13 protein-coding genes are annotated in these 14,495 nt (G+C 58.2%); 3 read left to right on the plus strand and 10 right to left on the minus strand.

The genetic code is table 11. The annotated features are described in order from the left end of the window. The first annotated feature begins 48 nt into the window (after positions 1 to 48). Positions 49 to 1,743, plus strand: a complete 1,695-nt coding sequence (locus tag HZ993_RS03075; RefSeq protein ID WP_209395810.1) for a PhoH family protein — start codon at positions 49 to 51, stop codon at positions 1,741 to 1,743. A gap of 55 nt (positions 1,744 to 1,798) precedes the next feature. Here HZ993_RS03075 and dnaB read toward each other — a convergent pair whose 3' ends face one another. From dnaB to ppsA, 7 genes are all read right to left on the minus strand, one after another. Continuing rightward, positions 1,799 to 3,202 (minus strand): replicative DNA helicase, encoded by a 1,404-nt coding sequence (dnaB, locus tag HZ993_RS03080; protein ID WP_209395811.1) that lies wholly within the window; start codon positions 3,200 to 3,202, stop codon positions 1,799 to 1,801. Positions 3,203 to 3,392: 190 nt separating this feature from the next. After that, on the minus strand, positions 3,393 to 3,845 hold the full coding sequence (gene rplI, locus HZ993_RS03085; protein ID WP_209395812.1) for a 50S ribosomal protein L9: 453 nt from the start codon (positions 3,843 to 3,845) through the stop codon (positions 3,393 to 3,395). A gap of 11 nt (positions 3,846 to 3,856) precedes the next feature. Beyond that, positions 3,857 to 4,138, minus strand: a complete 282-nt coding sequence (rpsR, locus tag HZ993_RS03090) for a 30S ribosomal protein S18 (RefSeq protein ID WP_209395813.1) — start codon at positions 4,136 to 4,138, stop codon at positions 3,857 to 3,859. A gap of 17 nt (positions 4,139 to 4,155) precedes the next feature. Further along, positions 4,156 to 4,449: a primosomal replication protein N gene (priB, locus tag HZ993_RS03095; RefSeq protein WP_256440965.1), complete on the minus strand. Its 294-nt coding sequence runs from the start codon at positions 4,447 to 4,449 to the stop codon at positions 4,156 to 4,158. Between the two features lie 22 nt (positions 4,450 to 4,471). Next, positions 4,472 to 4,837, minus strand: a complete 366-nt coding sequence (gene rpsF, locus HZ993_RS03100; RefSeq protein ID WP_209395814.1) for a 30S ribosomal protein S6 — start codon at positions 4,835 to 4,837, stop codon at positions 4,472 to 4,474. A gap of 113 nt (positions 4,838 to 4,950) precedes the next feature. Continuing rightward, positions 4,951 to 7,248, minus strand: a complete 2,298-nt coding sequence (locus tag HZ993_RS03105) for a VC_2705 family sodium/solute symporter (protein ID WP_209395815.1) — start codon at positions 7,246 to 7,248, stop codon at positions 4,951 to 4,953. Then, positions 7,245 to 9,638: a phosphoenolpyruvate synthase gene (ppsA, locus tag HZ993_RS03110; RefSeq protein ID WP_209395816.1), complete on the minus strand. Its 2,394-nt coding sequence runs from the start codon at positions 9,636 to 9,638 to the stop codon at positions 7,245 to 7,247. Before ppsA ends, HZ993_RS03105 begins: the two co-directional genes overlap by 4 nt. A gap of 231 nt (positions 9,639 to 9,869) precedes the next feature. Between ppsA and HZ993_RS03115 the strand changes: the two genes are divergently transcribed. Both HZ993_RS03115 and bfr read left to right on the plus strand, forming a co-directional pair. Further along, a complete protein-coding gene (locus HZ993_RS03115) occupies positions 9,870 to 10,691 on the plus strand; it encodes a pyruvate, water dikinase regulatory protein (RefSeq protein ID WP_209395817.1) in 822 nt (273 codons plus the stop codon). Between the two features lie 139 nt (positions 10,692 to 10,830). Further along, a complete protein-coding gene (gene bfr / locus HZ993_RS03120; protein ID WP_209395818.1) occupies positions 10,831 to 11,307 on the plus strand; it encodes a bacterioferritin in 477 nt (158 codons plus the stop codon). Here the strand turns inward: bfr and HZ993_RS03125 are convergent. The 3 genes from HZ993_RS03125 to HZ993_RS03135 all read right to left on the minus strand — a co-directional run bounded on the left by HZ993_RS03125 (position 11,274) and on the right by HZ993_RS03135 (position 14,451). Continuing rightward, positions 11,274 to 11,501 (minus strand): bacterioferritin-associated ferredoxin, encoded by a 228-nt coding sequence (locus tag HZ993_RS03125; RefSeq protein ID WP_209395819.1) that lies wholly within the window; start codon positions 11,499 to 11,501, stop codon positions 11,274 to 11,276. The two genes, bfr and HZ993_RS03125, sit on opposite strands and share 34 nt — an antisense overlap. 682 nt (positions 11,502 to 12,183) lie before the next feature. Continuing rightward, a complete protein-coding gene (locus HZ993_RS03130) occupies positions 12,184 to 13,692 on the minus strand; it encodes a serine hydrolase (RefSeq protein ID WP_209395820.1) in 1,509 nt (502 codons plus the stop codon). Positions 13,693 to 13,962: 270 nt separating this feature from the next. After that, positions 13,963 to 14,451, minus strand: a complete 489-nt coding sequence (locus HZ993_RS03135) for a DUF4112 domain-containing protein (protein WP_209395821.1) — start codon at positions 14,449 to 14,451, stop codon at positions 13,963 to 13,965. Positions 14,452 to 14,495 lie beyond the last annotated feature (44 nt).

Consider the following 14,495-nt stretch of genomic DNA (forward strand, 5'->3'; position numbering starts at 1 on the left):
TTGCGATGCCCTTCTCATTCACTTCCCCTTCCATGAGCCCCTCTATCCATGCCACTGCCACCCGCACCCACCAAACCTGCTGACCGTCTCCCTCCCAAGGCTTTTGCTGCATCTGTTCGCGGCACCGCCCGCACCGCGCAGAAGTCGGAAAACTTTGAAGCCGTCAAAGCGCCAGCCGCTCGGCCAGCTGCGGAAAAAGTCATTGCCAAGGAAGCCCCCAAGCGGGCAACGGCCGCATTGCTGGAAAAGACAGCACGTGAGCCAATGCCAGTAGTGGAGCCAGTCGCTCCCCCGGTCATGATCCAGGTGGAGACCCGACCCAGCACCACCCGCTCCCGCAAACCCGTGCGCACCGGCCCTACCAAGCTGTTCGTGCTGGACACCAATGTGTTGCTGCACGACCCGATGTCGCTGTTCCGTTTCGAAGAACACGACATCTACCTGCCGATGATTGTTCTGGAAGAGCTGGACGGCCATAAAAAAGGCATGACCGAGGTCGCCCGCAATGCCCGCCAGACCAGCCGCACATTGGACGCGCTGGCCGGTGCACCCGGTGCAGACATCACCGCAGGCTTCCAGCTCTCCAGCACCGGCAACCGCGATGCACGGGGCAAACTGCTGTTCCAGACCCAGCCGCTGAACTACACCCTGCCTACCAGCCTGCCCCAGGGCAAGGCGGACAACCAGATTCTGGGCGTGGTGGAGGCCCTGCGCCAGCACTACGCACCGCGCGAGGTGGTGCTGGTGTCCAAAGACATCAATATGCGGGTCAAGGCCCGTGCACTGGGTCTGGCCACTGACGACTACCAGAACGACAAGACGCTGGAAGATGGCGACCTGCTGTACTCCGGCGCCACCGCCCTGCCCACAGACTTCTGGGCGACACACGGGCAAGCGGTAGAAAGCTGGCAACAAGGCCAACACACCTTCTACAAGATCGACGGACCGGTGGTGCCCAGCTTGCTGATCAACCAGTTTGTGTACTTTGAGTCCCCCGGTGAACCCAGCCTCTATGCCCGCGTGACCGAGATCCGTGGCACCACGGCCGTCATCAAAACGCTGCGCGACTTCACCCATCTCAAGAATGCGGTATGGGGTGTCACCACCCGCAACCGTGAGCAGAACTTCGCGATGAACCTGCTGATGGACCCTGAAGTCGACTTCGTGACCCTGACCGGCACGGCCGGCACCGGCAAGACCCTGATGGCACTTGCAGCCGGCCTGACCCAGGTGCTGGACGACCGCCGCTACACCGAGATCATCGTCACCCGTGCCACCGTCAGTGTGGGTGAAGACATTGGTTTCCTGCCCGGCACCGAGGAAGAAAAAATGGGCCCCTGGATGGGCGCACTGGACGACAACCTGGAAGTGCTGGGCAAGACCGACACCAGCGCCGGTGAATGGGGCCGCGCCGCCACCAACGAGCTGATTCGCAGCCGCATCAAGATCAAGAGCATGAACTTCATGCGTGGGCGTACCTTCTTGAACAAGTACGTCATCATCGACGAGGCGCAAAACCTGACGCCCAAACAGATGAAGACCCTGATCACCCGTGCGGGCCCTGGTACCAAGATCATTTGTATGGGCAATCTGGCGCAGATCGATACACCGTATCTGACTGAGGGCTCATCCGGCCTGACTTTTGCGGTGGACAAGTTCAAAGGCTGGCCACACGGTGGCCACATCACGCTGGCGCGCGGCGAACGTTCGCGCCTGGCGGACTTTGCCAGCGAAGTGCTATAAATTCAATAGCTATTCAGGCAATCCACACGGGGGCTCAGGCCCCCTTTTTCATATATCAATAGTCCCCACCACCGCCATGCGCCAGGCTTTCAAACTTGGTGAACTGGCGCATAAAGGCCAGCTTGACGGTACCTGTGGGGCCATTACGCTGCTTGGCAATGATGACCTCGGCGACACCCGGCTCCTTGCACTGGTCCTTGGTGTAGTACTCGTCGCGGTAGATGAACATGATGATGTCGGCATCCTGCTCGATGGCGCCGGATTCGCGCAAGTCACTCATCATGGGGCGTTTGTCGGGGCGTTGCTCCACACTGCGGTTGAGCTGCGACAGCGCAATCACCGGGCACTTCAGCTCACGGGCCAGCATCTTCAAGCCCCGGGAAATCTCACCCAGTTCGGTTGCGCGGTTTTCACCATCACCACCACTACCGCTCATCAGCTGCAGGTAATCGACGACGATCAAGCCCAACTGGCCGCATTGGCGCGCCAGGCGACGCGCATTGGCCCGCACCTCACTGGAGGTCAGACCCGGGCTCTCGTCTATATGCAGGGAGATGGTGCGCAGTTTTTCAATCGCCTCGGACAGGCGCGGCCACTCGTCGTCGGTCAGGTTGCCGGTGCGCAAATGGCCCTGGTCGATGCGGCCAATAGAACCCACGATACGCACCGCCAGTTGGGCGGCACCCATTTCCATCGAGAAAATGGCCACCGGCAGGCCTTCCTTCAAGGCCACATGCTCGGCAATATTGATGGCCAGCGCCGTCTTGCCCATGGAGGGGCGCGCGGCCAGCACGATCAGATCACCGGCCTGCAGGCCCGCCGTCATGCGGTCAAAGTCGATAAAACCGGTCGGCACACCCGTCACGTCGTTCGGGTTGTCCGCCATCTCCTGCACACGGTCCAGCAGCTTGACGACCAGTGAATCCATGGCCTGGAAGCCCTGGTTGTTGCGCTTGCCCTGCTCGCCAATCTTGAAAATCTTCTGTTCGGATTCATCAACGATTTCCGACACCGGCCGCCCTTTAGGATTGAAGGCATTGGTGGCGATTTCGTCGCTGGCAGTCACCAGTTTGCGCAGTATCGAGCGGTCACGCACGATCTCGGCATAACGGCGGATATTGCTGGCACTGGGCACATACTGGGCCAGGGAATTCAAATAGGCCAGGCCGCCAATTTCTTCCGCCCTGCCCTGGCTCTGCATGTGCTCAAACACCGTAATCACATCGGCCGGCTTGCTGGCGTTAACCAAGGTACCAATGGCCGCGTAGATCAGGCGGTGCTCATAGCGGTAGAAGTCGTTGTCCATCAGGATGTCGCCCACCCGGTCCCAGGCGGCATTGTCCAGCAGCAGACCACCTAGCACACTGGACTCCCCCTCAATGGAGTGCGGCGGCACCCGCAGTTGTGCAATTTGACGGTCTTGACCGTGTTCGTCTACAGGGGAAAGGACGGTGGACATGGATGTTCCTTGAAGCTCTCCATGCTATGCGCTACCGACTGCCGCGGCAATGCATAACTCTGGGGAAAAGGCTGTGGACAACAACTAAATGCTGTGGGTAACTTGGGACCGCAAAAACAAAAGCCGCCAGGGCGAACCCTTGCGGCTTTTGGTAACAGGTCCAACCCTTGCGGGGTTGGACTATTGCTGATTAGGCAGTTTCGCCGTACACGGAAACGGTGATGTCCACCACCACGTCGGTGTGCAGAGCCACAGCCACAGTGCTTTCGCTCACGAGCTTGATAGGACCGTTGGGCATGCGGATTTGCGACTTGGCAACCTTGTAGCCATTCTTGACCAGCTCTTCAGCGATGTCAGAATTGGTCACAGAGCCAAACAAACGGCCATCCACGCCGGCTTTTTGTGTCAGCTTGATGGTAGTACCACCCAGCTTTTCGCCCAGAGCCTGGCACTCGGCCAGCTTGGCGGCTGCAGCTTTTTCCAGCTCAGCGCGCTTGGCTTCAAAAGCAGCCTTGGCGGCCTCGGTGGCGCGGCGAGCGCGGCCCGAAGGGATCAAAAAGTTACGTGCGTAACCGTCTTTAACCTTGACGATATCGCCCAGGTTGCCCAGATTCACGACCTTGTCGAGCAGAATGATTTGCATGTTCGTACTCCTTAGATCTTGTGCTGGTCGCTGTAAGGCAGCATCGCCAGGAAGCGAGCGCGCTTGATAGCGGTGTTGAGCTGGCGCTGGAAAATCGCGCGGGTGCCGGTCAGGCGTGCGGGGATGATCTTGCCGTTTTCGGCGATGAAATCACGCAGGGTGTCGATGTCTTTGTAGTCGATCTCTTCGACGCCGGTCACTGTGAAGCGGCAGAAACGCTTGCGCTTGAACAGCAGGTTTTGTGCGGGACGCTTGGGGCGCTTGTCTTTACTGAATTTTTTGAACGTGGCCATGTGGGCCTCCTAAAAAACTAATCTTGCGAAAATTCTTGAATATGCAAAACGATGCTTTTACCGTGACGGGCGTTGCCTAGAAAACCGCTGAACCTCCAGACACTGCCAAGGGGTTGTTTGACCAACCGCTCTGCCAATGCGCCGAAAGCCACTGCTTTCACTGCCACCTTGATCTGTCTGGGCTGCCCGGCTTCCTGTGTTTCAGACTCGTGTTCGAGTTTGAGGTTCAGGGCGGGTATTCCAGCCGGTGTGTAACGCATGGCATCCAGCTCAGCGATACAGGCACTCAGGATCAGGGAATTGGCAGGCACTCTCCGTCAGTAAAAACAGCCGTTAGGCGTTGTATTCAGCCTGTTGTGTCTTGCGTGTTTCTTCGCGCTCGACAGTCTTCATCATGGACGAAGGACCTGTCTCGGCCTTTTTCTTCAACACGGTCAGGTGGCGCAGAACGGCGTCGTTGAACTTGAACGCGTGTTCCAGTTCGGACATCACAGCCTGGTCGGCTTCGATGTTGACACACAGGTAATGGGCTTTGGCAAGCTTGTTGATCATGTAGACCAACTGGCGACGACCCCAGTCTTCCACGCGGTGGATCTTGCCACCGCCGGCAGTGATCATGCCTTTGTAACGCTCCAGCATGGCTGGAACTTGTTCGCTCTGATCCGGGTGGATCATGAGAATGATTTCGTAGTGACGCATTGATACTCCTTTTGGATTTCCCCCATTCAAGATTCGGGGGTTAAGAAAAGCTGCCCTCAGCGTCTAATTGAGGTGCAGCAAGGCGAAGCCCAAGATTATAGCCCAGAAGGGCGTCATTGCGCCAGAGGGACAGGCTCCAGGGGCTCCGGGCGGGTGAACCAACTGACCACTACGGCCGCTACCAGCCCGGCAGCAACGCCAAAAACCCCGGCGGACACGGGCTGGATGCCCCACCAAAGACCTTCACCCGTCAGCCCCACCACCGCTCGTACGGCGGGCAAATTGATGACCATGTAATACACGGTCAGCCCCAGTCCCGTCAACATACCTGCAACGGCGCCAGCCCGGGTTGTGCCTTTCCAGAATATGCCAAGGACCATGGCTGGCACAAATGCTGCACCCGCCAGTGAAAACGAAGCCGACACCAGGTACAAAATGCCCGCAGGGCGTTGTGCGGCGACGTATGACGCAATCAATGCCACCACCAGCAAGGCAAATTTGGACCACATCACCCTGCGCATGGCCTGTACCTTGTTGCCGTTGCCTTCAAAGTACACGTCGTGCGCCATGGCATTGCCAATGGTCAACAACAAACCGTCGGCGGTACTGAGCGCCGCGGCCAGGCCTCCGGCCGCCACCAGCACCGACACCACATAGGGCAAGCCCCCAATTTCGGGGGAGGCCAACATGATCAGGTCCGCGCCCATCTTAAGTTCGGCAAACTGCAAAATGTGGTCGCCATTGACATCGGAAACCGTCAACAGACTGGCGTCGCGCGCCCATTGCGCCACCCAGGCTGGCAAGCTGTCAAAGGGTTGCCCCACCAGATGGGCCATCACCTCGTACTTGACCAATACCGCCAAGGCTGGGGCGGAAAGGTAGAGCAGCGCGATAAACACCAGGGACCATGCGACCGAACTGCGTGCTTCGGCAACGGTCGGTGTGGTGTAGTAACGCGTCAGCAGATGGGGCAAGCCGGCTGTACCCACCATCAGGCAAAACATCAGCGCCAGAAAATTCAGGCGCGAGGTCTCGAACTCCTGCACCTGCTCAGGCGTGCCGGATGGGTCACCGGCGAACGGCGTGGTGTGGGGTGGCATACCACCCAAAGGTTTGGCGCGGGCCCAGTTGTCTGCAGCCGCACGGGTCCAGGCATCACGTGCCGACGCCGCGTCCTTGGGCAGCGCAGCCAACTCACGGCGCAGGCTTATGGCACGGTCGTCGTCCGACTTCTTGTCGCCCAGGCTGCGCAACTGCTGGCGCAGACCTGTGCGTTCTTCCAGCAAGGCGCCCTCCACGTCCAACAACTTGGCTTCATAGGCACGGGCGCGCCGCGCGTACTCTTCAATGACCTGCCGTTCCGCCGGGGAGTCCATCAGCTGCTGTTCTATGGCCGCGATTTTTTGTAGCTGCTGGCCATACACCACCGGCGCGAATGGATTGCCCAATTGTTTATAGGCCAGCCACGAAACAGGAATCAGAAACGCCAGGATGATGACCACGTATTGTGTAACCTGTGTCCAGGTCACCGCCCGCATACCACCCAAAAATGAACACACCAGCACGCCGCCCAGACCCAGCAAGATGCCGATCTCGAAGTGCACACCGGTCAGGCGCGAGGTGATCAGCCCCACACCGTAAATCTGGGCCACCACATAGGTAAAGGAACACAAAACCGCGGCCATGGCCGCGATCATGCGGGGCCAACGGCCGCCAAAACGCACTGCAAAGTAGTCTGGAACGGTGTAGATCCGCATACGCCGCAGGTACGGCGCAACCAGCAGTGCAACCAGGCAAAACCCGCCGGTCCAACCCAAAACATACGCCAGACCACCGGCCTGCCCACTGGTGCCGGAGTAGCCCTGCAAATACAGCCCACCGGCCATGCTGATGAAAGAGGCTGCGCTCATCCAGTCGGCAGCCGTGGCCATACCGTTGTAGACAGCGGGTACACGCCGGCCGGCCACGTAGTACTCCGACGCGTCGGCGGTACGTCCATAAACACCGATCACCGCATACAAGACCAGGGTTGCCGATAGAAAGATACCTGCCACCCAGACCTTGGACAAGCCCAGGCGTTCTGCCAGTGCAAGGACCAGCAAGAACACCAGTAGGCTGGCAACATACAGCGCAAACCGCCTGTGCAGCGCACCTTTGTAGCGTGCATAGGCCGCGGCGTCAAATCCGGGCTCGGCGCCCTCTCTGCGATTGGTCACCCAGGCATAAACGACCACGATGCCAATAAAAACCAGCACCGAGCCCTGGGCGGCGAACCAGAAGCCAACCGGCCAGTTGGACACCACCCATTGCAGGTCGCGGGCAAAAAAAACGACGCCAAACGATGCCAAGAACCACAGCGCCAGCAGTCCTGCATGCAGGGCCCACTGGCGTGCGGTCCTTGGTACGGTCATTGTGCTGCGAGTTTTTGCCAGGTAGAGATGACGGAATCCGGGTTCAGCGAGATGGACGAGATGCCCTCCGACACCAACCACTGCGCAAAGTCAGGGTGGTCGCTGGGGCCCTGGCCACATATGCCAATGTACTTGCCCTGCTTCTTGCAGGCTGCAATCGCCAGGCTGATCAGGGCCTTCACCGCGGGGTCGCGCTCGTCAAAATCGGCTGCCAGCAACTCCAGACCCGAATCGCGGTCCAGGCCCAGGGTCAATTGGGTCAGGTCGTTGGAGCCAATGGAGAAGCCGTCGAAATACTCCAGGAATTGCTCGGCCAGGATGGCGTTGCTGGGGATCTCGCACATCATGATCAGCTTGAGCCCGTTGTCGCCGCGGCGCAGGCCATGGCGGCCCAGCAGCTCGGTCACCTTCTTGGCCTGGCCGAGGGTCCGCACAAAAGGCACCATAACCTGCACGTTGTTCAACCCCATGTCGTTGCGCACGCGTTTTAAGGCTTCGCATTCCATGGCAAAGGCCTCGCCAAACTCGGTACTCACATACCGCGCGGCGCCACGGAATCCCAGCATGGGGTTTTCTTCTTCGGGCTCGTAGCGGCTGCCGCCAATCAGCTTGCGGTATTCGTTGCTCTTGAAGTCGGACAGGCGCACGATGACCGGCTTGGGCCAGAAGGCGGCGGCAATCGTAGCCACACCTTCGGCAACACGGTCCACATAAAAAGCGCGGGGCGATGCATGGCCACGGGCCACCGACTCCACGGCCTTTTTCAAGTCTGCATCCACATTGGGGTAGTCCAAAATGGCCTTGGGGTGCACACCAATGTTGTTGTTGATGATGAACTCCAGCCGCGCCAGGCCCACGCCTTCATTGGGCAACTGGCAGAAGTCAAAGGCCAGTTGTGGGTTGCCCACGTTCATCATGATCTTGACCGGGCTCTCGGGCATGGTGCCACGCACCACTTCGGTCACTTCGGTTTCCAGCAGGCCGTCGTAAATAAAGCCGGTGTCGCCCTGAGAGCAGCTCACGGTGACCAGCATGCCGTCTTTGAGTGCTTCAGTGGCATGGCCACAGCCCACCACGGCCGGAATGCCCAGTTCACGGGCAATGATCGCAGCGTGGCAGGTACGGCCGCCACGGTTGGTCACAATCGCCGAAGCACGTTTCATGACCGGCTCCCAGTTGGGGTCCGTCATGTCGGTCACCAAGATGTCGCCGGCCTGCACCGTGTCCATCTCGCTGATGTTGTGCACGATGCGCACGGGGCCGGTACCAATTTTTTGCCCAATCGCACGGCCTTCCACCAGCACCGTGCCCGAGCCCTTGAGCTTGTAGCGGTATTCGGCCTGGTTGCCGGCCTGGCTTTTGACCGTCTCGGGCCTGGCTTGCAGGATGTACAGCTCGCCGTCGATGCCATCTTTGCCCCACTCAATGTCCATGGGGCGCCCGTAGTGCTCTTCAATCACCAGCGCGTAGCGGGCCAATTGCTCCACATCGGCGTCGGTCAAGGAGTAGCGGTTGCGCAGTTCGGTGGGCACATCGGTGGTCTTGACCAGCTTGCCGCTCTTGGCCTTTTCTTCGGCGGTGGTGAACTGCATCTGCAGCAGTTTGGAGCCCAGGCTGCGGCGGATGACGGCGCGGTTGCCTGCCTTGAGCATGGGCTTGTGCACGTAGAACTCGTCGGGGTTCACAGCGCCCTGCACCACCGTTTCGCCCAGGCCATAACTGGAGGTAATGAAGACCACCTGGTCAAAGCCGGACTCGGTGTCGATAGTGAACATCACACCTGCCGCGCCCAGGTCGGAACGCACCATGCGCTGGATGCCCGCACTCAGCGCCACCACATCGTGGGCAAAACCCTTGTGCACGCGGTAGCTGATGGCGCGGTCGTTGTACAACGAGGCAAACACTTCGCGGATCTTGTGCAGGATGTCATCGATGCCGTGCACATTCAGGAAAGTCTCCTGTTGGCCGGCAAAAGAGGCGTCGGGCAGGTCTTCTGCCGTGGCAGAGGAGCGCACCGCAAAGGTGGCGTCTGCGTTGCCAGCGCTCAGGGTGGCAAAGGATTCGCGAATGCCTTTTTCCAGCTCGGGCGGGAAAGGCTGGGCTTCGACCAACCCGCGGATTTCTGCACCTACCACGGCCAGGGCACGCACGTCTTCTACGTCAAGCGCCTTCAGCTTGGCGCTGATTTTTTCAGTCAAACCGTCAAACTTGAGGAATTCGCGAAAGGCGTGGGCCGTGGTGGCAAAGCCGGTGGGCACTTTGACGCCGGTGGGTAGGTTGGAGATCATTTCCCCCAAACTGGCGTTTTTCCCACCGACCGACTCGACGTCGGTCATGCGAAGATGCTCGAAGGGGACGACCAGATCGGTCGGATTGAACAGGGTTGACATAACAGTAGCTCCGGAAGTTAAAAACCGTTTCGCTGCTACCTGCACCGGCACACGCCGCGCTTAGTCAGCAGCGATCACTCCACGCCAGTCCACTGTTGTTGCTATTGGGGACACCCGGGAATGAGAAAATGCATCAATTGCGACCATTGTAGAGGCCGCACACCCCAGGTGCCCCGGCCAATATGAGCCCGGCGCTTGCAAATCACTGACGACAACCCGCGAGCCCTAACCATGACCCACCGCAGCGTATTCTTCGTGTCCGATGGCACCGGCATCACCGCCGAGACCTTTGGCAACGCCATCTTGGCCCAGTTTGAGACCAAGGCCCGCCACATACGCCTGCCTTTTGTGGATACCGTGGACAAGGCCCACCAGGCCGTGCGGCAGATCAACAATGCAGCCGTGGTGGACGGTGAACGCCCCATCGTCTTCACCACCTTGGTCAATATGGAGGTGCTCAAGGTCATACAGGACGGCTGCCAGGGCATGTTGCTGGACATGTTTGGCATGTTTGTGCACCCGCTGGAGCAAGAGCTCAAGCTCAAATCCAACCACCGCATTGGCCGTTTCAGCGACGCCAGCAAGAGCAAGGAGTACCAAAGCCGCATCGAGGCCATCAACTTCTCACTGGCCCACGACGACGGGCAAATGAACCGCGACCTGGAGCAATCCGACGTGATTCTGGTGGGCGTGAGCCGCAGCGGCAAGACGCCCACATCGCTCTACCTGGCCATGCAATACGGGCTCAAGGCGTCCAACTACCCGCTGATCCCTGAAGACTTTGAGCGCCGCCAGATTCCACCCGCCCTGGTACCCCACAAAGCCAAGATCTTTGGCCTGACCATACAGCCCGAGCGCCTGAGCGAGATTCGCAATGAGCGCCGACCCAACTCCAAATACGCGTCGCTGGAAAACTGCCGCATGGAAATCAACGAGGCCGAGGCCATGATGCGCCGTGCCGGCATACGCTGGTTGTCCACCACCACCAAGTCCATCGAAGAAATCGCCACCACCATCCTGCAGGAAATCCACCCCGGGCGACTGGTGTACTGACCCCCTTGCTCAGGGAGAATGCGAACGCCTATCAGCCTCATACGTAAAAAGAACCCGTAGTCGTGGGTATTGCCCGTTTCCCTTGGGGAATGGGCTTATGCCGGGGACAATGCAACAGATCAATCCCAAGGAGAATCCCATGAAGGGCGACGCACAAGTCATACAACACCTGCAGGCTCAACTCAAGAATGAGCTGACCGCCATCAACCAGTACTTTCTGCACTACCGCATGCTCAAACACTGGGGTTTCGCGAAGCTGGCGAAGAAGGAATACGAAGAATCCATTGGCGAAATGAAACACGCCGACCAACTGATGGACCGCATTTTTATGCTGGACGGCCTGCCCAATCTGCAGGATTTGTCCAAACTACTGGTTGGTGAAGATGTGCCAGAGATCCTGGCCTGCGACCTGCAAAGTGAGCAAGGCGCCCAAGCCACCATCAAGGCCGGCATCGCCCACTGCGAATCCGTGCGCGACTACGGCTCGCGCGACCTGCTCCAGGGCATTCTGGAAGACACCGAAGAACACATCGACTTTCTGGAAACCCAGATCGACCTGATTGCCAAACTGGGCCTGCAGAACTACCTGCAAAGCCAGGTGGGCGAATCCAGCTGAGGCTCGCCGCTGCTTAGCGCAGCAACCGGGTGCATGCGGTGGCATTGGGCCACCACATCCCGGGCGCACTGCTCACATTTGCCACATTGGGTGGCCACGCCCAATTCAAACTGAATCTCGTCAAAACCCATACCCGCCCGCACGTGGCGATGGATCTCGCGGTCTGACACACGTTTGCAAACACACACAATCATGGCACTGCGCTCTTTGGGCGGATGGTGATGAAAAGCCCATTTTAAATGCGAATTCCTCGCATTCGCAATGGCAAATGTGTAAAACCCTATGGGAGCGCTGATCTGACGTTGGGGGCGGTGTTCTGGAGGTTCCTTGGATCACTATTGAATCCATAGCAATAGATTCAATTTATTCGGGGGCTGGGGCTACTTTTCGCTTAAACCTTTCCGATGGGAAGGCTGGCCATGCCAAAACAACGCAGTTTCGCAAGAGCCTTCGGTGTGGAGATGCGCAAGCCGGTGAATGCCTTCTATGGCGTTGAAAGTGGGAAAAAACGATGTGGCATTTGCCACATGCAACCATCAGGCTACAGAAACCGGCGATGCGGGTTTGCGAGATCGCAATCGACCCCAAGCGGGCGTAGATCAGCGTGAAATCGGCACCCCAAAGCGGACACCGAGCAGGCCTCATCACAAGGGAAGAGGGATTTCGAAAAGCTCACTCAGGTAGCAAGGTCACCTGCTGCCGCGCTTCTCCTTGAATGAACCGTTACATATTGAACTCAACATGTGGTTCTATATGTCATAGCAAAGGTTGCAATCAATTCAAAGGGGGTTTAACACAGCCTCGGCCAGGAATGGACATGTCTCTGCGCGACTGTCGGCAAATGGACAAGCAATGCCTTTTCAAGGCTCGTCTACATCAATCTGCCGCCGGGATTTGCGTGATCCACGCACGCAAACGGCCGCTCATGACGAGAGCCTCGTGATCACGATTGGATAACACTGCCACTACATAACCCTGGTCAACAAATATGGTGAGATCTCCACTGATGCCAGGAAAACCGCCGTTATGGCCCACATCAAGTCCATTAGGGTACGCGCCGATCTTAAAACCATAGCCATACCCTCGGTCAGATTGATTGGTCCAGAGCCTGGCGCGCGACTCGGGATTAACCAAGTTTCCGACTTGAAGTGCCTGCGCAAATCGGTGCAGATCACCAACAGTGGAAAACCCGCCGCCCGCAGGGCCACCCTTGATCACATGCATAAAAGTGTTTTCTTTCCAATGCACCTTCTCCCTCGATTCCGAGGTGTAGCCCATTGCCAGATTCTCAACCGGCTCATCCATGGCGTAGCTGTCGGTATCCTTCATCCCGGCCGGCTTGAAGATATGCTCGCGTACATAGTCAAAGTATTTTTTGCCACTGGCTTTTTCGATCACCACCCCGAGTAGCAGCATCCCGCTATTGCTGTATTGAAATCTTTGGCCCGGTGGAAAGCTTGGGTCGTCGCCCTGCAAAAGGGGCTTGAAGTCGTTTACTTCACGGAATAGCTCGCGAGAACTATTTTCAAATTTATCGTTGAAATAACTTCCCAATCCCGAGGTATGCGTTAGCAAATGGTGAACCGTGATGCGGTCCGTAATGCGCTTGGGCAGCCAGCTTTTGTCAACATATTTGCTGACCGGATCATCGTAAGAGACCCGCCCCTGCTCGACCAGCTGCGCGATGGCAACGGCGGTGAACATCTTGTTCATGGAGCCAAGATTGAACTTGGTATCGACGTCGTTCTTCACGTGGTAACGCATGCTCGCTTCGCCACATGCTCTCTTGAGCAACACCTGATCGGCGCGCGCAATCAATAAGGCGCCAGAGAACTTGTCGTTTGCACACTCACGGTCCAAACTGGCATTCACACGTTCCAGCATTTGCACTTCTGTCATTGCCGCCGTGCTGGTGCTCGCAGGCGGGCGGGCATGGTCAAACGCAATGCTCCGGATGCGCGGCGCGTTGCCGGGATCCATCACAAGTTTTGCAGCCATCCAGCCACCGTGCAGGCGTTCCTTCAACACCACGGTGTTGACCGTGTGTGGCGACCCGCCCGAATCCACGGCAGCCCTGACTGAATAGAAATCTACGCCAGAGGAAGACCGAAACGCCTGCATCAATGATGCTGCGCGTGCGTCCAACGCTTTCCCCGTCGCAACGGAAGGAGTTAGATAGCGCTCGACAAAGTCATGTGCCACTTTGGGATCGTTGGCGTTGATGGCGGCAATCATCGCGGCCACTTGCTCGCCCAACTTTCCCTGCGGTGGTTCGGTGATGTCTCGGAAAGCTGGCTTTGCCAAACCCTGCGCGCCAACCGCTGGTGCGAGCAAGCTGGCAAGCGCGATGAGAGTGCACAAAGTAATGTTTGTTTTTCGTACCATTGCGGCTCCCTGGGTCCTGACAAGTTCTGCATTCTATGTAGCCATGAATGCTTATTTGCTGTCTTAGTTTTCAGCGCTGACGCCAAAGCTTCGTGCGGAGACCATAGCTGACTGGACAGTCCATTCTGACCGAGCGCAACCGTCATGCATGCTCCATCAGCGTAGTCCTTGAAGGCGGTCATCCGCGTTTGACTGCAACTTGGCCCGGTACAGACGAAACTAAGCTGGGTGCCCGAAATGTTGCCAACGCCATCGTTCAATTCAACAGATTTAGCCAAAGACCCCCTGCCACACCGGCGCAAAAAGCTGCCGCAGGGCCAGCAATAACACCAAGATCAGTGCGGCGAACGCGACCAGCACTATCCACTGCTGCCAGCGCCGCGGGGTGCGAACCGGAGTCGGCTGCAGACGATCCTCGATATAAGTCTTCAGCATTGCCGCGTTGCGCAGATTGGCCTTGAAGGCGATGTCGAAAACGTCTCCGAGCACCGGCACCACGCCTACCAGGGCTTCCAGTGCCACATTGCGCAACATCTTGAACAACACACGCTTGGATACGCCCAGGCGTATTGCCTCAACCACGACATAAAGCGAGAGTGCAAGACCCAACACGTCGCCTATGCCCGGCAGCAGGCCGATGATGGGGTCCAAGCCGATACGAATCCGCGTCCCGGGCACCCGAAAGCGCGCATCCATCAGCGTCGCGTAGCGTTCCAGCCGTGCCAGCGCCGCTTGGTCTCTCAGGTGTTCGTCCGGCATAGGGGCCTTGTGTATTTGGTGAATGAGAATGCTGACACAGCATA

The sequence above is a fragment of the Rhodoferax sp. AJA081-3 genome (genome assembly GCF_017798165.1).
Taxonomy (GTDB): domain Bacteria; phylum Pseudomonadota; class Gammaproteobacteria; order Burkholderiales; family Burkholderiaceae_C; genus Allorhodoferax.

Bases quoted from the DNA above. Each gene is read 5' to 3' on its own strand.
- dnaB (WP_209395811.1), bottom strand. From the start codon at position 3,202: ATGTCCACCGTCCTTTCCCCTGTAGACGAACACGGTCAAGACCGTCAA.
- HZ993_RS03130 (WP_209395820.1), bottom strand. From the start codon at position 13,692: ATGGTACGAAAAACAAACATTACTTTGTGCACTCTCATCGCGCTTGCC.
- rpsF (WP_209395814.1), bottom strand. From the start codon at position 4,837: ATGCGTCACTACGAAATCATTCTCATGATCCACCCGGATCAGAGCGAA.
- HZ993_RS03115 (WP_209395817.1), top strand. From the start codon at position 9,870: ATGACCCACCGCAGCGTATTCTTCGTGTCCGATGGCACCGGCATCACC.
- rpsR (WP_209395813.1), bottom strand. From the start codon at position 4,138: ATGGCCACGTTCAAAAAATTCAGTAAAGACAAGCGCCCCAAGCGTCCC.
- ppsA (WP_209395816.1), bottom strand. From the start codon at position 9,638: ATGTCAACCCTGTTCAATCCGACCGATCTGGTCGTCCCCTTCGAGCAT.
- bfr (WP_209395818.1), top strand. From the start codon at position 10,831: ATGAAGGGCGACGCACAAGTCATACAACACCTGCAGGCTCAACTCAAG.
- HZ993_RS03075 (WP_209395810.1), top strand. From the start codon at position 49: ATGCCACTGCCACCCGCACCCACCAAACCTGCTGACCGTCTCCCTCCC.
- HZ993_RS03135 (WP_209395821.1), bottom strand. From the start codon at position 14,451: ATGCCGGACGAACACCTGAGAGACCAAGCGGCGCTGGCACGGCTGGAA.
- HZ993_RS03125 (WP_209395819.1), bottom strand. From the start codon at position 11,501: ATGATTGTGTGTGTTTGCAAACGTGTGTCAGACCGCGAGATCCATCGC.
- rplI (WP_209395812.1), bottom strand. From the start codon at position 3,845: ATGCAAATCATTCTGCTCGACAAGGTCGTGAATCTGGGCAACCTGGGC.
- HZ993_RS03105 (WP_209395815.1), bottom strand. From the start codon at position 7,248: ATGACCGTACCAAGGACCGCACGCCAGTGGGCCCTGCATGCAGGACTG.